This is a genomic window from Prosthecobacter sp., from assembly GCF_046154365.1.
Lineage (GTDB): Bacteria > Verrucomicrobiota > Verrucomicrobiia > Verrucomicrobiales > Verrucomicrobiaceae > Prosthecobacter.
The window spans coordinates 72,425-91,426 of record NZ_JBJXFV010000006.1 but is presented as its reverse complement, the minus strand read 5'-3'; the positions used below and the strand labels follow the sequence as shown (position 1 = coordinate 91,426).

General features: G+C 57.8%; 12 protein-coding genes. All 12 read left to right on the top strand.

All coding sequences use genetic code 11. From position 1 onward, the window contains the following. Position 1: 1 nt before the first annotated feature. The 12 genes from ACKVY0_RS00615 to ACKVY0_RS00560 all read left to right on the top strand — a co-directional run bounded on the left by ACKVY0_RS00615 (position 2) and on the right by ACKVY0_RS00560 (position 19,001). Entirely contained in the window at positions 2-1,891 is a 1,890-nt protein-coding gene (locus ACKVY0_RS00615; protein WP_409212839.1) for a hypothetical protein, read from the top strand. A 40-nt stretch (positions 1,892-1,931) separates the two neighbouring features. Further along, positions 1,932-4,373 carry a DUF6288 domain-containing protein gene (locus ACKVY0_RS00610; RefSeq protein ID WP_409212838.1) on the top strand — a complete coding sequence of 814 codons (2,442 nt, stop codon included), beginning with the start codon at positions 1,932-1,934 and terminating at the stop codon, positions 4,371-4,373. Positions 4,374-4,434: 61 nt separating this feature from the next. After that, a complete protein-coding gene (locus ACKVY0_RS00605; RefSeq protein WP_409212894.1) occupies positions 4,435-6,375 on the top strand; it encodes a DUF5060 domain-containing protein in 1,941 nt (646 codons plus the stop codon). Next, complete coding sequence (locus ACKVY0_RS00600) at positions 6,351-7,001, top strand: sigma-70 family RNA polymerase sigma factor (protein WP_409212837.1); 651 nt, start codon at positions 6,351-6,353, stop codon at positions 6,999-7,001. The genes ACKVY0_RS00605 and ACKVY0_RS00600 overlap by 25 nt, the downstream gene beginning before the upstream one ends. Before the next feature lie 8 nt (positions 7,002-7,009). Next, positions 7,010-7,960 carry a hypothetical protein gene (locus ACKVY0_RS00595; RefSeq protein ID WP_409212836.1) on the top strand — a complete coding sequence of 317 codons (951 nt, stop codon included), beginning with the start codon at positions 7,010-7,012 and terminating at the stop codon, positions 7,958-7,960. A 7-nt stretch (positions 7,961-7,967) separates the two neighbouring features. Beyond that, entirely contained in the window at positions 7,968-9,278 is a 1,311-nt protein-coding gene (locus ACKVY0_RS00590) for a DUF1552 domain-containing protein (protein WP_409212835.1), read from the top strand. 66 nt (positions 9,279-9,344) lie between these two features. Further along, entirely contained in the window at positions 9,345-11,813 is a 2,469-nt protein-coding gene (locus ACKVY0_RS00585) for a DUF1592 domain-containing protein (RefSeq protein WP_409212834.1), read from the top strand. Then, entirely contained in the window at positions 11,810-12,832 is a 1,023-nt protein-coding gene (locus tag ACKVY0_RS00580) for a Gfo/Idh/MocA family protein (protein ID WP_409212833.1), read from the top strand. The genes ACKVY0_RS00585 and ACKVY0_RS00580 overlap by 4 nt, the downstream gene beginning before the upstream one ends. Continuing rightward, a complete protein-coding gene (locus ACKVY0_RS00575; RefSeq protein ID WP_409212832.1) occupies positions 12,829-15,324 on the top strand; it encodes a DUF5060 domain-containing protein in 2,496 nt (831 codons plus the stop codon). Before ACKVY0_RS00580 ends, ACKVY0_RS00575 begins: the two co-directional genes overlap by 4 nt. Before the next feature lie 40 nt (positions 15,325-15,364). Continuing rightward, on the top strand, positions 15,365-15,934 hold the full coding sequence (locus ACKVY0_RS00570; protein WP_409212831.1) for a hypothetical protein: 570 nt from the start codon (positions 15,365-15,367) through the stop codon (positions 15,932-15,934). 96 nt (positions 15,935-16,030) lie between these two features. Beyond that, on the top strand, positions 16,031-17,557 hold the full coding sequence (locus ACKVY0_RS00565; protein ID WP_409212830.1) for a sulfatase: 1,527 nt from the start codon (positions 16,031-16,033) through the stop codon (positions 17,555-17,557). 181 nt (positions 17,558-17,738) lie between these two features. Then, positions 17,739-19,001, top strand: coding sequence for a cellulase family glycosylhydrolase (locus ACKVY0_RS00560; protein WP_409212829.1), 1,263 nt, complete (start codon positions 17,739-17,741; stop codon positions 18,999-19,001). The last annotated feature ends 1 nt before the right edge of the window (position 19,002 follow it).

The window sequence follows — 19,002 nt, the reverse complement described above, 5'->3', positions numbered from 1 at the left end:
TATGAAGAACCATTATCTAACCATCCTGCTGGTCAGTTTGACCGCATCAATCCTTACCACGCAGGTAAGCGCTGCGGAGCAACTGGAGCGAGGAAAGGACCGTATCGACACTCCCGCCATCGGCAGCGGCTTGTGTGTTCACAATCTGTTCCAGTCCAACATGGTGCTGCAACGCGACAAGCCGATTCACTTGTGGGGCTGGGCGGAACCGAAGGAGAATGTCACCGTGTCCTTTGGCGGGAGAACGCAATCCAACATCGCTGCTGCCGATAGGTCGTGGAAAGTGGAGTTGCCAGCCCTGCCCGCCAGTGCAGAGCCGCAAACCATCGTGGTTCAGGGTAAGAGCGAAAAGCTCGAGCTGACAAACATTCTCATCGGTGACCTCTGGCTGCTCGGCGGCCAGAGCAATATGGAGTTTGAGATTCATAAAACGGAAGGCGGTCCACTCGAGATGATCTCGGCCAACTTTAACAACATCCGCCTGTTTTCAGTCCCGCAACAAAACGGCCCGGACATCAAGAAATCCTTCCCTCGCCAATACCAATGGATCGCCTTTTTTGGGCAACATCTCCGGCAAGGCTACTGGGATGTTTGCACGCCCGAGACAGTGGGCGAGATGTCGGGGATTGGATATATCTTTGCGAGAAGGCTCCACATGGCGACGCAGATTCCTATCGGCATCATGGACGTGTCGCGTGGCGGCTCCAGTCTCGTGAGTTGGACGCCCACGGAGGTCTTGAAGTCCATCGACACGCCGGAAGTCAAAGACACTCTGGCCGAATGGGACCTAAAGGTCGCTGACTTCAATCCGCAAACAGATCTCGAGAACCGGGTCAAACAATACCATGACTGGGCAGCCCGCATGAAGACCGATGGCAAGCCAATCCCGGCTGACCGCAAAGTTCCGATCGATTTGCTGCCTGGACCGGCCCTGGACATGAACCGCCCTGGCAACCTCTACGCCAGCATGCTCTCGCCCATCGCTGGCATTGCTGTCAAAGGAGCCATCTGGCATCAGGGCTACAACGAATCCGGCATACCGAATGGCCACAAAGCATATGCTCGTGTCTTCCCCGAGATGATCAAGGCTTGGCGCACCGCCTTCAATGATCCGAACATGCCATTCGGGATCATCACCCAAGAGACCCAAGGTGAGCCGCAGACCCTTGATAACTTCCTGCCGAACATGGTGGACGAAGGAAATTACGTCCGCGAGGCGCACTATCAGACCTTTCTCAATCTCCGCAAAGCGGGTGATCAAACGATCGGCTACGCGAGTAGTTTCGATCAGCACCGCGCCTGGTATCATCCGCAACTCAAGATCCAGGTAGGCGAACGCATCGCCAGTTGGGCCTTGGCGACGCAATATGGAAAGTCAATCCGCTGGCTGCCACCACAGCTCAAAGAAGTGAAAGTCGCCGATGGAAAACTCTTCTTGCAGCTCGATTCCTGGGTCATTTCTTTCCACGACGGACCGATCCAAGGCTTCGCCATTGCTGGCAAGGATGGGCGCTTCCAACCAGCCAAGGCAGAATGGCTCGACAAGAACGCTGGCAAAGCCGGCGGTCCGAATTGGGAGCGCAGCGTCGTTGTGCTCAGCAGTCCCTTTGTGCCGGACCCGCTCTATTTCCGCTATGCCTGGGCCAGGAACCCGATGGAGAGCCTCAAGTCCGCCGACCTCACGGGCTTGCCATTCGACACGCAGCGCAATGACACCTGGTCGCTCGCCGACATGTTTGAAATCTACACCGACAAAAAGTCCAAGACCGCCAATGTCCTTGATGCAGCAGAGCAGAGGGAGTTGACCGCAGCCTTGAAGGTTGAGGATCGCAAACGCCAGATCGAAGCCGCAAAAGCACTGCTCAAGGCTAATAACATCAAAGCTGAGTAATCATGAAATCAGAAAATCACCCGACCCCTTCCAATCCTCTATGAAACCAACCCCAAAACCCGATTGCTTGCTCCTCTCGCTCGCCTTTTCCGCCATCTTCGCTGTGCCGTTTCCAACTTTTGCCGCAGGCAATGACCAGACGGCCAAGATGCCCGATTTCACCAAGGGCGATGCCATTCCTGAAAAAGCGAAGCACGATTGGAACCTCGGTGCTATCGGCGCACGCGGTTGGATGTTTTGTGACAAGTTGGTGACGAGTGACGCACGGCAGATAGCCATCACCCAAGTCGAAAAAGGCTCTCCTGCGGACGCTGTACTCGCGGTGGGTGATGTTTTGCTCGGTGTCGGCGGCAAGCCGTTTTCATACGACCCGCGCACGGAGTTGGGCATCGCGCTGACCGTTGCCGAATCCGAGACTGGCGAAGGGAATCTCGCTCTCACGCGCTGGCGCGGTGGTAAGACGGAAGAGGTCATCGTTAAACTCCCCGTGCTCGGCAGCTACAGCGCTACGGCACCTTTTCATTGTCCCAAGTCGAAGCGCATTCTGGAGCAGGGATGTGCAGCACTCGCGGCTCGCATGGCTGATCCGGCATACACAAAAGGACCGAGTGGTGAACCCATCACACGATCGCTCAATGCGCTCGCTCTCCTGGCCAGCGGTGATCATTCCTACCTTCCGTTGGTCAAAAAGGAAGCCCTGTGGGCTGCGGACTACTCAGCCGATAGCATGCAAACGTGGCGCTACGGTTATGTCATCATGTTGCTCTCTGAGTATGTGATGGCGACTGGTGATGCTTCCGTCATGCCAGGGCTGAAGCGTCTCGCCCTGGAAGCCGCGAAGGGACAGAGCGCGGTGGGTTCTTGGGGGCATGGATTTGCCAAGGCCGATGGTCGTCTTCGCGGTTACGGCATGATGAACTCACCCGGCTTGCCTTTGACGATCTCGCTGGTGATGGCTCGTGAGGCAGGCGTGAAAGACGCAGCGTTGGAGCTGGCCATCGAGCGCAGTGCGCGGCTGCTGCGCTTCTACATCGGTAAGGGTGCCATTCCCTATGGCGATCATCATCCATGGATCGAAAACCACGACGACAACGGGAAGTGCGGCATGGCTGCGGTGTTGTTTCATCTGCTCAATGAGCCAAAAGGCGCGGAGTTCTTCTCCCGCATGAGCATCGCCTCTCACGGACCCGAACGCGATACTGGACACTCGGGCAATTTCTTCAACATCCTGTGGTCGATGCCGGGCGTGGCTCAATCTGGCCCGCAAGCCACGGGGGCATGGATGAAGGAGTTTGGAGCGTGGTATTTCGACCTCGCACGGCGCTGGGATGGCACCTTTCTTCATCAAGGCCCACCCGAGAACAACAAAGACAGCTACGCAGGCTGGGACTGCACCGGCAGCTACCTGCTCGCCTATGCGATGCCGCTCAAAAAGATCATGCTGACCGGCAAACGCCCTTTGATCGCCCCACAAATCGACGCGGAAGCCGCACAGGCACTCATCCTCGACGGACGCGGATGGAGTAACAAAGACCGCAACAGCGCCTATGACCAATTCAGCGCTGACCAGCTCATCCAGCGTCTAGGAAGCTGGTCGCCCATCGTCCGCGAGCGTACTGCGATGGCGCTGGCCCGCCGCAAGGATGTGCCCGTTCAGCCTTTGCTCACGCTACTCGATTCACCAACTCTTGAAGCCCGCTACGGAGCCTGCCAGGCCCTCGTCGCCCTTCGTGGACGCGGCGCACCCGCTGTTGATTTGCTCCAGAAATCATTGGCCGCAAAAGACCTGTGGTTGCGCATCAAAGCAGCTGATGCACTCGCTAGCATCGGCAAACCAGCCATGCCAGCGGTGCCGCAACTCCTCGAACTGCTCGCTCAGGCGGACACTGCGAACGATCCACGTGGGATGCAGCAGCGTTACCTGACCTTCGCTCTATTTGAAAATCGCGACGGCATGCTCAACCGGTCACTCGATGGCGTGGACCGCAAAGCGCTCTACAAAGCCGTGCAGGCTGGACTTCAGAACCAGGACGGCCGCGCACGCGGTAGCATCGGCTCGGTGTATCGCAATCTCTCCGCCGAAGAAATCCGCCCGCTCTTACCCGCCATCCATCAAGCCATCCTCGAACCCGCCCCCAGCGGCGAGATGTTTGCCGACACCATCCGCGTCGAAGGTCTGCGCCTCCTGGCCAAACACCACATTCAGGAAGGCATCATCGCCTGTGTGAACTACACACGCGATCAAAATCCCTGGGCCAGCCAAAAGCGCACGCCTGAACTCATGACGATTCTCCTCACCTACGGCACTCACGCCAAGGCGGTCATTCCAGAGCTAATACGCCTCGCCGACTACTTCGAGAAGGAAGAGAAAGACTTCCCCAAGGAGCTGATGCTCATGAAAGCCAACTCTGTGCGCGAGACCATCCGCGCCATCGAGTCGAGCACTGACACGCCGACTTTGGTGCGCCTCGAAAGTAAATAGTTTCGTCTTTAGCCGAATCATTTCAAAACCAAGCTCCATGATACCGCTTGCTCGAACCTTGATGACCATTGCCGCGCTGGCAACGGGACTTACCGCCTCCGCCACAATGCCCATAGGACTGCATCTGGTGCAGCCGCGACAGCCTGATGGCAAAGGTGAGATCGCCATCAGCGGCGAACTCAAGCAGTGGCACAAGGTCACGCTCACGCTGGATGGGCCGTTCGCGCACGAGCGCGACACACAGCCAAATGCGTTCACCGACCTCGCGTTGAGTGTCCAGTTCACCCACGAGTCGGGCGCACCCAGTTACAAAGTGCCGGGCTACTTCGCGGCAGACGGCAGCGCGGGCAACAGCTCCGCCGAATCGGGCACGAAATGGCGTGCGCATCTCTCGCCAGACAAAGCAGGCACGTGGAAGTATTCCGTGTCGTTCAACAAAGGCAAACACGCGGCGATCGAAGGCGGCGGGCAACCATTGCCCCCTTTTAATGGTGCCACCGGTAGCTTCACGATCACGGAGACAGACAAGAACGCCCGCGATTTCCGCGCCCAAGGTCGTCTGCAATACGTCGGCAAGCACTTCCTGCAATTTGCTGGGTCGAAGCAATATTTCCTCAAAGCCGGACCCGATGCGCCCGAGACGCTGCTGGGTTATGCCGACTTCGACAACACCCTCGCGGGCAAGCCTGCCAAAGTGCCGCTCAAGACTTGGGAACCGCATGTGGGTGATTGGAAGCCGGGTGATCCGACTTGGCGCGATGGCAAAGGCAAAGGTCTGATCGGTGCGTTGAACTACCTAGCGGGCAAAGGCGTCAATGCGTTCTCCTTGCTCACCTACAACGCTGCTGGAGATGGCGACAACGTTTGGCCCTTCATTCAACGCGAGGACAAGCTGCACTACGACTGCTCCAAGCTCGACCAATGGGGCGTTGCATTCGACCATGCCACCGCGCTCGGTCTGTATCTGCATTTCAAACTTCAGGAGAATGAAATGGACGACAACCGTCTCGGTGCGGGCCGCAAGGATGGCACCCAGCCCGAATCCCTCGACGGCGGAAAACTCGGCATCGAGCGCAAACTGTATTGCCGCGAACTCATCGCCCGCTTTGGCCATGCGCTGGCGCTGAATTGGAACATCGGCGAGGAGAATACCCAGAGCAGCGACGAGGTCCGCGACATGGTGAAGTTCCTCCACGACACCGATCCGTATCAGCATCACATCGTCCTCCACACTTTCCCGCCCGAGCAGGAAAAGGTCTATGCGCCACTGCTTGGAGACAAATCACTACTCACAGGCGTGTCATTGCAAAACTCATGGAAAGCGACCCACCAGCGCACCCTGCAATGGCTGCGTGCATCCTCCGCTGCGGGTCGTCCGTGGGTCGTCGCGAATGATGAGCAAAATCCCGCTGGCCTCGGAGTGCCACCCGATGCCGGCTACAAAGGCCACGACGGCATCGCCATCGAGAAAGGCAAAAAAGAGGAAAATGCCAGCACCGGAGACGTGAAATCCAACGCCTACACGATGCACGACATTCGCAAGCTCACGCTCTGGGGCAGCCTCATGGCAGGCGGCGCAGGCGTGGAGTATTACTTCGGTTATGCGCTGCCCGAGAACGATTTAATCTGCCAAGACTTCCGCAGTCGTGACAAATCATGGGATTACTGCCGCATCGCCTTGGACTTCTTCCGCAACGAGAATATCCCCTTTGCGGAAATGGCGAACGCCAATGCCCTCATCGGCAACACGAAGGATGACAACTCCAAGTTCTGTTTCGCCAAAGCAGGCGAGCTTTACCTCGTCTATCTCCCCAACGGTGGCTCGACTGACCTCGACCTCTCTGCCGCCAAGGGCACCTACACCGTGAAATGGTTCAACCCTCGCAGCGGCGGCGAGCAAGTGAATGGCTCTGTTAACTCCGTCCAAGGCGGCGGGACCGTGACCCTCGGCAATCCTCCCGCCGATGAAGGCGAAGATTGGTTGGCTATCATCCGCCGGTAATTGTCGCGGAGAAGATTCCCTGCGGCCTTCCAATCGCTGGCGGCAGAGAATCAGCAAAAATTTGTGACCAAAGCCGCCGCATTTGGAATTTACCTGCTGTAATGGCCTCCTCTGCACCAGACCTTTCTCGATTCATCGCCGCGCTGACCCGGCATCAGCCGGCGTTGGAGGCGTTTTGTCATGCGCAGTTGGCGAACCGGCAGGATGCACAGGAGGCCTTGCAGTCGACGTGTGTGAAGCTGTGGGAGAAATCCGCTGAATGGAACCCTGAGACGGAGTTTTTGCCATGGGCCTTTGCGGTGGCGCGGTTCACGGTGCTCTCGCATATCCGTGACCGGATGCGTGACCGGCTCGTCTTTGACGAAGAAGTGATGCTGGCGATGGCTGACGAGACCGAGAGAGCGGCAGCCCAGTTTGAGGACCGTCGCGAGGCGCTGGGCGCTTGCCTCCAGAAACTGAAGCCCGAGCAGCGTGACCTGCTCCAGGAGCACTACATCGCCGGACGTAGCATCCGCGAGCTATCCACGGCCACAGGTCGCAGCGAGAGCGCGGTGAAAATGATTTTGCTGCGACTCCGGGAACAACTCAGCGCCTGTATCAATCTTCAACTCCAGCACTCTTCATGAACAACGATATGACCACTCTTGAACACCGGCTTCTCTCGCTGCTACAAGCCGTGCGCGAGACTCACGACGGCTCGGCGCGTGCCACGCTCAATGACCTGCTGCGCACCGATCCCGCAGCCCGCGCCGCGATGGCACGGTTGCTCGTGGATGAGCAAGTGCTGATCAGCCGACTGCGAGACGACAGCATCGTGTCGTTGTTGGACCCTGCGCCGATGAGTCTGGTGAAAGTAGCCAGAACTCCACGTTGGTTCACCTGGCGTCCGCTCACTGCGGCGGCGGCGGGGATTGTCTTCGGCATGTTTTGTACCTCTATGGTGTTTGGTTATGTGTCGCAGCGGGCTACAGTGAAGAAGGTGCCGCTGGTGGTTTTTGATCAAGGCCTGGAGAGCGTGGAAGCCGTGTTCGACAAAGGGTTGCCCCATCAGCCTGGCCAATGGGGGGTCGATTCGGCGCGGCTGGTCACGGCGGAGAACGGCGTGCAGCCAAAGGAAGGGCAGCGCATGTTGCGGTTGGAGCCGATCCCGAGAGAGAAGAACGTGAAGAACCTAGCGTCCCGCGTATATCAGGTGCTCGACCTTCGCGCACTCCCGACGGATGCGAACAATGGCAGTGCGGAGGTGCAGGTGACAGCTTCATTCTTCGCGACGAAAAGCGAGATCAGCTCGCGCTACCTGATTCGTGCCTTTGCCCTCAATGAAAAACCGGAGCAGGCCACGAAAGACTTCTGGTCGAAAACAGAGGACGATGGCGTGGTGTCCATGGCACAGAGGTTTGACACATCGCCGGGAGATCGTGGCTGGCACAGCTTCTCGCTGAAAATGCCCCTGCCACATGGATCGCAGACATTGATTTTCATCCTCGGAGCCGTGCCGCCGGAGGATGCGGCGATGGAAGCTTCCGTGCATTACCTCGATGAGGTGAGCGTCACGCTGCTCACCGCTGAAACCACGTTGCCTTGAATATATCATGAACACCCACGCACCTTCATCACCCAACCGTCGTATCTTTCTGCGTAGCACCGGTATCAGTCTCGCCCTGCCGCTGCTCGAATCCCTCGGCGGTCGCCTTTTCGCGCAAAACTCTGCCGTAGGCTCTCTCGCGGGCAAAGCGGTGAATGCGGAACGGCCGATGCGAATGGTGTGCATTGGCAACTTGCTCGGCTTTTATCCGCCCGCCTTCTTTCCCACGAAAACAGGCGCGGATTACGAGCTGCCGGAGTCCATCGAAGCGCTCAAGCCGCACCAGAAAGATTTCACGCTCTACTCGGGGCTCGATCATGGGGTCAAAGGCGGGCACTTTGCCATGAGTTCGTTCCTCAGTGGCGTGCGCACGTCGGATGCGAAAGGCATGCCCGAGGGCAACCTCACCGTGGATCAGCGAGCAGCGGAGACGATGGGCGGAGCCACGAGGTTTCCCTCACTCACATTGGGCTCAGAGGATGGCATTCACGGCGGCTGTCTCATGTCGTGGACACGCAGCGGCACGCGTGTGCCGCCCATTCGCACACCGCGTGAACTGTTTCGGAAACTATTCGTCTCCGACGATGCCGCCAGCCTCGCGGCATCCATGGATCGGCTCGATATGAAAGGCTCCATCCTCGACTCAGTGCAGGGCGATGCAAAATCGCTCCAGCGCCATCTCGGACAGCGCGACAAGGAAAAGCTCGACGAGTATTTTACTTCTGTCCGCGATGTGGAGAAGCAGATCGAGTTGCATCGCAAGTGGGCCAGCGTGCCGAAGCCTGATCCACAGATGAAGGAGCCGAAGAACACTGACTTCGTTTCTGACCTGCCCGTGATGTATGACCTCATCGCGCTCGCTTTGCAGACCGATTCCACCCGCATCGCCACGCTGGAGATCGGTGGTGACTTCGAGGCTTCAGCCTTTGGTTTGAATGGCGGCTATCACGGTCTCTCGCACCACGGCCAGCGGCCTGATGCCATCAAGGGCCTCATCAAAATGGAGCGCTATCAGGTGGAGCAGTTCGCCAAGTTCCTCGCCAAGCTCAAATCCATCGAGGACGGCGCAGGCACGCTGCTGGATCACTCCATGGTGCTCTTTGGCAGTGGCATGGGCAATGCGAACTCCCACCAGAACAACAACCTTCCCATCATCCTCGCCGGTGGTGGATTGAAACATGGTGAACACAAGGCGCATCCCGCCAAAGGCCCGGGCCGCCAGTTGCTGTGCAATCTGTATCTCTCCATGCTGCATCGCTTCGGGGCCGAAGTGGAGAAGTTCGGCACCAGCACGGGCACGCTCACGGGACTCGCATAAGGCATATAGGACTTATTCGACCCATAGGACCGCTGGATCACACGAATCCCAAAATCACGCACAGCCATGCTGCCTTCACGACCCTCCGCTAAACAATGGGGACTTCTGTTCTTCTTATCTCTTACCGCCCATGTTTTTGCCGGCCCTCCCGAGGTTCATCACTTCCTCACCACCTACTGCAACGACTGCCACGGAGCTGAAAAGCAAAAAGGTGACCGCCGCTTTGACCAACTCGCACTTCCCGTGAGCAAGGTGGACACCTTGATCGAGATCAAAGACATCCTCGATCAAATCAACCTCGCCGAAATGCCGCCGAAGAAGTCCAAGCAACCTTCATCCGACGAACTCAAAGCCTTCATTGAACAGGCGAATCAGGCTCTCACCCAAGGCCGTGAAAAACTCGCCAGCACGGGTGGCAGCACTGTCTTGCGCCGACTGAATCGTCACGAATACCTCAACACCATTGGCGACCTTTTCTCGCTGAACATGGCGGCTTTTGACCCGACGACGAAGTTCCCACGGGATCAATCCGCCGAGTACATGGAGAACCTCGGCGACGTCCTGCAAACCTCCGGCTACCTCCTCGATCAGTATCTCGATGCCGCGGATGCGGTGGTGGAGAAGGCCTTTGCTCAGCAGAAGCCAGTAAAAGAGCAGGCCTGGCACTTCACCAAGAACTTCAGGTCCAATCTCAAGCGGAAGGAGAAGGACTACAACAACGCGCATCTGCTCGTGGAAGAGTGCATGGACTCCGACAAGCACACCGCCGGATTTGGCGTGATCGAAGACTTCGTCGATGGCGTGCCTGCGGATGGCTTTTACGAGGTGAAGGTCCTCGTCAAAGCCATGAACCGGGAGCATCCGTATGATCCCAAATGGTTCGGCACCGATCCGCGCGAACCCTTCCGCCTCGGCATTGTGCCGGGCGATTCCAAAGCGGGCCCGCTTGATCTGCCGCAGCCTCAGCAGCCGATGCTTGCGGAGGTCGCACTCGACGACGGTGATGCAAAATGGATCACGATGAAGATCTGGCTTGATGCCGGGCACACGCCCCGCTTCGTGTTCCCGAACGGCCCCGATGATGCCCGCGGCACCTGGTTCAGAATCGCGGACCAGCACAAAGACCTCTGGGATCAGTTCATGGACGAGGACGACAAGCAAAAAGGCAAGCTCGGCATCGTCGCGGCACGCCAGATCACGCTGCACGTTCACAAGCACCCGCATATCCGCATCCACGAATTGAAAATCCGCGGCCCCATCGCCGAAACGTGGCCTCCAGCATCTCAACAGGCCGTTTTGGGCAAAGAAGCCTTCCAGCCGGAAAAGATGCACGAGCGGCTCCAAGCCTTCGCTGACCAAGCTTACCGTCGAAAAGCCACGGAAGATGAAATGAAGCGTCTCATGGCCGTGGCGGACAAACGCATGCAGCAGGGCCATTCACCGCTGGACGGCTTCAAAGCGGCGCTGAAGACCGCGCTTTGCTCGCCGGGCTTCGTTTATCTCTCCCAAGAGTCTCAAGACGGCTCGAACAAGCTCTCCAGCAACGCGCTCGCTTCACGACTGTCCTACTTCCTCTGGTCCACCATGCCGGATGCGGAGCTCATGAACCATGACCTCACCAAGCCTGAGGTGCTGCTGGCACAGACACGCCGCATGCTTCAAGACAAACGCTCCAATGCCTTCGTGGCCGGATTCCTCGATAGCTGGCTGAACCTTCGCAACCTGGGCGGCATGCCACCGGATCGCGGCGAGTTTGAGGAATACTACTCGAAGGGCTTCCAGGAGGCCTTCAAGACCGAGACGCGGATGTTCATGCGTGACCTCATCGACCGTGATGCCAGCATCGTGAACTTCCTCGACAGCGACTACAGCTTCCTCAACCAGCCGCTCGCCACGCACTACGAGCTTGGTGAGCTCGGCGATCCCGCCAAGGCGCACGAGTTTCGCAAAGTGAGCTTCAAGACCGACAAACGCGGCGGTCTGCTCGGCATGGGCTCCGTGCTCACCATCACCGCCAATGGCATCGACACCTCGCCGGTCACACGCGGCGTCTTTTTGCTGGAAAACATCCTCGGCACGCCGCCGCCACCACCACCCGATGACGTGCCCGCCATTGATCCCGATGTGCGCGGTGCCAAATCCATCCGCGAGCTGCTCAGCAAGCATCGCGAATCGCCAAACTGCTACGGTTGCCATCAGAAGATCGACCCGCTTGGCTTTGCGCTCGAAAACTTCGACGCCATCGGCGACTGGCGGCCACGCATCGACAAAACCAAGATCGACTCCAGCGGCGAACTGCCCAGCGGCGAGAAATTCGAGGACGTGTCCGGTTTGAAAAAGATCCTCGTGCAGCGCAAAGACCTCTTCGCCCGCATGCTGACTGACCGCCTCCTCACCTACGCCTGCGGCCGCCGCATGGAGGCCCTCGACGAAGCCACCATTGAACGAATCGTCGCGGGTTTGCCGATGAAACAATACGGCCTGCGCTCGTTGATCGAAGCGGTGGTGACCAGTGAGCCATTTTTGAGCCGATGATCACGCAGACGCAAAGGAACTCCGGTTTTGCCCTTTCCGGCCTGTTGATCGGAGCTGGATTCTTTGCCGAGCATCATGCAGAAGCCTGGAAGAGAATCGACGGCGTTGGCATTCTTGCCGTCGCAGATCCAACACCGGGTAAGGCGGCTGCTTTTGCTGCTAGGCATGGCATCCCACGCAGTTACGAATGCACGGAGGACATGCTTCAGCGCGAGCCGGCCGCGTTTGTGGACATTACGACAAGGCCGGACACGCACCTGCCACTCACCCGGCTCGCCGCAGCCATGGGGCTGAATGTCATTTGCCAGAAGCCGATGGCTCCAACGCTGCACGAATGCATCACCATGTGCGAGGTTTGCGAGGCGGCGGATGTGCGCCTCCTCATTCACGAGAACTGGCGCTGGCAGCCATGGTATCGGGAAGCGAAACGACTCATCGAAGACGGCACCATCGGGGCCATTCACCATCTCTCATTCGACTGGCGCACGGGCGATGGCAACGGCCCGGAACCCTACGCCGAGCAGCCTTACTTTCGTGATATGCCACGCTTCATCATTTTTGAGAGCCTCGTGCATATCCTCGATACCTTACGCTTTCTCGCGGGAGAGCTGGAGATCACGGGCTGCATGACACGTCGCGTGAATCCACTGATCGCTGGTGAGGATTGGGCGGAGATCAAGGTGCGCTTTGCCAGCGGCAGCACCGGCTTCATTCATGGTGACCGTCAAACCGGCCCCGTGCCTTCTCCGGTGGCGATGGGCAGCATGGAGATCGAAGGCGAGCAAGGCACCCTGCGCATCACGCCAGATGGCAGCGTGTCCATCAATGGCAGGCACCTCGATTTCACACCATCCACGACCGGATACAAAGGGGACAGTGTTTTCGCCACCCAGAAGCATCTCATCGATTGCCTGCGCAACCGCCAGGAAGCGGAGAGCGAGGGGCGAGCCTATCTCCGCACCGTCCGGCTCGTCGAGAACGCCTACTCCTTCACGCAACCAGCCCTCTCATCAGCATGAAAACTAACCTTACCCTCCTCTTCGCCCTCCTCGCCACCGCCGCGCTCGGGAAAGACGACATCCCTGTCGCCGCAGCCCCGTCCGACATCACCATCGAAGCCGAAAGCTTTGTGAAACAAACCCATGACGAAAAACGCAAATGGGAGATCAAAAGGGAGCGATCTGATGCAAGCGGAGGCAGCTACATTGAAGCCTTGCCCGACACGCGGGTCACGCACGATGACAAACTCATCAAAGGCGAGAACTTCACCGACGAAGCCGGAGCTATGGCTGTGGTCGAGTATGACATCGAGGTAAAGGAATCGGGTCGCTACTTCGTTTGGGCACGTGTGTGGTCCAGTGATTCGGAGGACAACGGCCTGCACTTCGGTCTCGATGGCCAGTGGCCGGACAGCGGCAAGCGTTGGCAGACCACAAAGAAAAGCGGCTGGCACTGGGACTGCAAACAACGCACCGCCGAAGTTCACACCGGAGTGCCCATGCAGCTATGGCTCGACATCGCCAAACCCGGCAAACACACGCTGATGATGTCCATGCGTGAAGACGGAGCAGAGGTGGACCAGATCAGCCTCAGAAAGAGCCTGCCCGCAGAAAACAACAGCGCCCCCGTCGCCCAGACTCAGTTCAAAGCTGTCCCTCGTCAACCCGACGGCAACGCCACTATCGCCGTCACTGGCGAACTCAAGCAGTGGCATAAGGTCACGCTGACGCTTGATGGCCCTTTTGCTGCGGAGACTGATGACAAGCTCAACGCCTTCACCGACCTCGCATTCAACGTCACCTTTACGCACGAGAGCGGTTCACCCAAATACACCGTCCCCGGCTACTTCGCCGCAGATGGCAATGCGGGCGAAACGTCCGCCGAATCCGGCACGAAATGGCGGGCGCATCTCTCACCGGATAAAGCAGGCACATGGAACTACAGCATCTCCTTCACGAAGGGCCAAAACACCGCGATTGAGGGCGGCGGTGAGGCTTTGAAGCCCTTTGATGGCATCAAAGGCTGGTTTCAAATCAGCGCCACCGACAAAACCGGACGCGACTTTCGGTCTCAAGGTCGCCTGCAATACGTCGGCAAGCATCACCTCCAGTTTGCCGGCTCGAAGCAGTATTTCCTGAAAGCCGGCCCGGACTCGCCGGAAACCCTGCTGGCCTTCACCGACTTCGACAACACCAGCGCGAACAAGGCCGACAAAGTGCCGCTCAAGACATGGGCACCTCATTCAGGTGACTGGAAGTCGGGCGATCCCACATGGAAGAAAGGCAAGGGCAAAAACCTCATCGGCGCTCTGAATTATCTCGCGGGCAAAGGCGTGAACGCCTTCTCCTTCCTCACCTACAACGTCGCAGGCGATGGCGACAACGTCTGGCCCTTCATCGAGCGAAACGCCAAGCTGAACTACGACTGCTCCAAACTCGATCAATGGGGCATCGTTTTCGATCATGCGACGAAGCTCGGCCTTTATCTGCACTTCAAACTTCAGGAGAACGAATCCGACGACGAACGCCTCGGCATGGGCCGCAAGGATGGAAAGTTGCCCGAGGCCCTCGACGGAGGCAAACTCGGTCCTGAGCGCAAACTTTATTGTCGTGAACTCATCGCTCGATTCGGCCATGCGCTCGCATTGAACTGGAACATCGGTGAAGAGAACACGCAGAGCACGGAGGAGGTCCGCGACATGGTGAAATACCTCCACGACACTGATCCTTATCAGCATCACATCGTCCTCCACACCTTCCCGCCGGAGCAGGAAAAGGTCTATCGCCCGCTGCTGGGCGACAAATCCCTACTCACGGGTCTTTCCCTGCAAAACTCCTGGAAAGCAGCCCATCAGCGCACGCTGCAGTGGCGGCATGAGTCCGCTGCGGCGGGGCGTCCGTGGGTCGTCGCGAACGACGAGCAAAACTCCGCCAGTCTCGGCGTGCCGCCTGATCCTGGCTACAAGGGCCATAGCGGCATCGCCGAAGAAAAAGACGCCAAAGGCCCCAAAGGCGAAGGTTACGTTTCCTCCAAAGCCTACACCATGCATGACGTGCGCAAACTCACGCTCTGGGGCAGTCTCATGGCCGGTGGTGCAGGTGTGGAATACTATTTCGGTTACAAGCTGCCCGAGAACGACCTCATCTGCCAAGACTTCCGCAGCCGCGATCAATCATGGGATTACTGCCGTATCGCCTTCGACTTCTTTCGCGATGCAAAAATTCCTTTCGCCGAAATGAGCAGCGCGAATGCACTCATCGGCAATACGAAGGACAACAACGACAAATACTGCTTCGCCAAGGCTGGTGAGCTTTACCTCGTTTACCTGCCGAATGGCGGCACCACAGGCCTCGACCTCTCCGCCGCTAAAGACACGTTCACGCTTCATTGGTTTAATCCACGCGAAGGTGGCGCTTTGAAGGACACAGAGACAAAGCTCCAAGGCGGTAAAAACACCACGCTCACCGCTCCCGACGCTAACGATTGGCTAGCCGTCATCCGCAAGCAATAGTTCCTCCACTTCAAGCCATCACCCCTCCAATCCAACAAACATGAACACCAAATCCATCCTTACCACGCTCCTCATTCTCTCAGGCTCCTTAGCTCACGCCGATAAGGACACACCTGTGCCACCAGAGGTTCAGAAACTGGCTGAGAACCTCGTCGCTGCTCTCAAGAGTGCCGACGATGCCGCGCTCCTTGCCTGCTGGCACACGCCAGAGGCTCTCGCCAAGGTGAAACAAGCTGAAGAAGCCACCGAGGCCGCTGCGGAAGGCAAAACCCTGTCGCCGGAAGACCTCGCCGAAGAAGGCGAAGACGAGATCAAGGATCGCACGAATGAAAACAAAGACACTACCGAACGAGCGGCTCGGTTGCGTGCATTTCTCGGCAAACACTTCGGTGAAGTCTCCGGACTCACCCTGCAATCCGTGGATCTCGATGTGGACAAGGATGCACCCGCCGAGCAACCCGCCTACGACGACATCGATCTCCTTCTCCGCACCGCTGACGGCACGATGCTGACCATCGACGTGGATGATCTCATCAAGATCGAAGGCGTCTGGAAGCTCACAGGCCGACTGAACGACGACATCAGCATCAAGCTGCCAGAGACGAACTGAAGACGGCTCATCGAAGTCATTACTTCAACCAAGAACCCAATGTCACCTACCCCATTACTCCTCGCCCGAAGAGCGATCATTTTCGCGTCGCTTTTCATGGCATCCGTCACGCTGCACGCCGCCGAGGGATCACGCGTGCCATATAACATCCTCATGATTGCTGTGGATGACTTGAACGACTGGGTCGGTGCCTTTGGCGGAAATCCTCAGGCGAAGACGCCGCATATGGATCGCCTTGCTCAGCGGTCGATGGTGTTTCGCAATGCAAGCTGCGCTGGGCCGGTTTGTGGTCCGTCCAGATCGGCTTTGTTGTCAGGCTTCAGGCCCAGCACCACCGGAGCCTATGGCAACGACACCAACATGCTGGATTCAACGATCGTGCAGACTCATGCCACGCTGCCGGAGTATTTTTCCAAGCACGGCTACACGACCATCTCCAGCGGCAAGATCTTCCACAAACATGAAACCGCGAACGGTTTTGACTCCGGCCACTGGGCCTATGATGTCTGGGGTGACGAGCTGAATCGCGGAGGTCAAAAGCCTGAGAGCGTCTATTCCCGCAACAAAGGCATCATCGCAGGCAAGCAAATCGACAACCCCAAGCACAAGGTCGGCGGAGGCTCCGAGTTCTCCTGGGGCGTGACGGAGAAGGGCAAAGATTTCACCCAGGACTATCGCACCGCCAAGTGGTTCGAGAAGCAACTGCAGGAGCAACACAGCAAGCCATTCTTCATGCTCGCGGGCATCTCCAAGCCGCATCTGTCGTGGTTTGTTCCGCAGGAGTATTATGACATGCACCCTCTCGAAAGCATCAAAGTCCCTGAGTATCGAATGGATGATCTGGATGACATTGGTGGAGGAAAGAGAAAGCGCCCGCTCGAGCCTGAGCCCGACTTCCTGTGGGTGCGGGAGTATGATCTGCATGCGCGGGCCGTGCAGGCCTATCTGGCCGCCTGTAGCTATGCCGATGACTGCATTGGCGTGATGCTCGATGCCCTCAAAAACAGCCCATACGCCGACAATACCATCGTGGTCCTTTGGGGTGATCACGGCTGGCACCTCGGCGAGAAGCTAAGGTTTCGCAAAGCCACGCTGTGGAAGGAATCCACTCAAATGCCCCTCATCGTCCACCTTCCCGGCATGACCGAGAAGAAGGAATGCTACCGCAATGTGAACCTGCTCGATCTTTATCCGACCTTGATTGAACTGTGCGGACTTCCCGAGAAGAAGCTGGATGGCGCGTCCTTCAAACCCTTGTTCGACAAGCCCGAGATGCCATGGGCACCAACCGTAACCACCGCAGGCAAGGGCAATCATTCCGTGATGTCCGAGAAGTGGCACTACATCACCTATGCGGACGGAGTCGAAGAGTTGTATGACTTGGAGAAAGACCCCATGGAGTGGAAGAACCTCGCCAGCGAGAAGTCCCCAGAGTTCGATGAAATGAAAGCTTACCTGCGCACCTTTATGCCGGTGAATGAGGTGGATAGCCTCCCCGAATCCAAAGAGAAGAAGCCGAAGAATGGCAGCGAAGAGGCCCCCGAACCAGCAGAGGGAACGCCCAAGAAAGCGGCACCCGATCCGACCATCAAGCCCCGGCGAAACTTGGCTGAACTCAAATAGTCCTGAGACACAATCACCAATGTTCACGCAACGTCCCCCTGCAACGCCCTCCACCGACTCAGAAGCCGGTAAAAGATTAGCGGTAAAAGATCAGAGCTGGATTTCATCTTTTACCCACCATCTTTTACCAGCCAAAATCCTCATCTCATTTTTTGCCGCCCATCTTTTTGCCGGCGCCGTCTTGGCATCCACCACACGCATCGGCATCCAAGACGGACGTTTCGTTGAAAAGAACAGCGGCAAGCCCTTCCGCCCGTTTGGCGTGAACTACTACCGCACCGCACCCATCGATGGTAAAAAGCGCGGACACTGTTCCTTTAGCCCTGGCAGCTATGATGAGGCATTCATCACTCAGATGATGCAGAAGGTCTCACACGATGGCTTCAACACCGTTCGCTCCTTTCTGAGCAATCACAGTGGACTGAACGGCATAGTCACCGATCCGCAGTCAGGCGAGATCAATCCGGCCTATTTGGCTAACTTGATCCACTTTCTGCGAGCAGCGGAAAAGCACCACCTTCACGTCATCCTCACTTGGGACACGTGGTCACCAGATTCCCGTGCCTGGGCCGAGAAACCGCTCACTGACGAAGCTCGGCACGGTTTTTCGAGCGACACGAAATCGCACTTTTCCGTGAACGGATACCGTCTCAACCCCAAACCCATCCGGGCTAAAGCGATTGCCATCTGCACCCTCATCGAAGCCTTGCGAAAAAGCACCCCAGAGCTGCTAGCAGTCGTCCTGGCCTGGGAATTGGAAAACGAGGTGCATTTTAAACTCGATCAAGAACCCTTTGTCTCACGCTCGGCTGCGTTTGCCTTTGGCGGGCGATCGTTTGATCTCCGCAGTGATGATGGCGCACAGGCACTCATGGACACCGCCACGAGCGTCTGGGCCACTGCCTGCGCGGACGCCATTCATGCCGCCGATGCTGAGGCTTTGGTCAGCGCCAGTGTTTTCACCTTTGCGGCAGTCGGCAGGCAAGGCCCAGGCACTTGGTCAAAGGATGACACCAAAGACATGCGCATCCCCGCCAGGCCGCTGGCGTTGCTTGATAGCAGCCTCGACTTCGTGGACCTGCATCTTTACGCGGGCAGATCAAACAGCCGAAACATCACCCAGCATCTTCAGCACGATCTCACGTCCGTGGAGTTGCCCTCACTCATCGCAGCTGCCAAGCGGCTCGGTAAACCCATCCTCATCGGAGAGAGCGGCATCGGTGCGCACGTCACCCGTCGTGGTCCAGACTGGCAGACCATCCGCCACGATGCCAGCGTGGCGCTGCTGAGAGAGTTTCATCAAGCCCTCGCCCCGCAGCCCTTCGCCGGTCTCCTGCACTGGCATTACGGCAGTCCCGACAGCGCCGCCCAGAACGACTACCCCGCTCTCACCCTCTTCCCTCAGTATGGCGAGGTGCTGAAGGCGTTTCATTTCAGTCACTAAC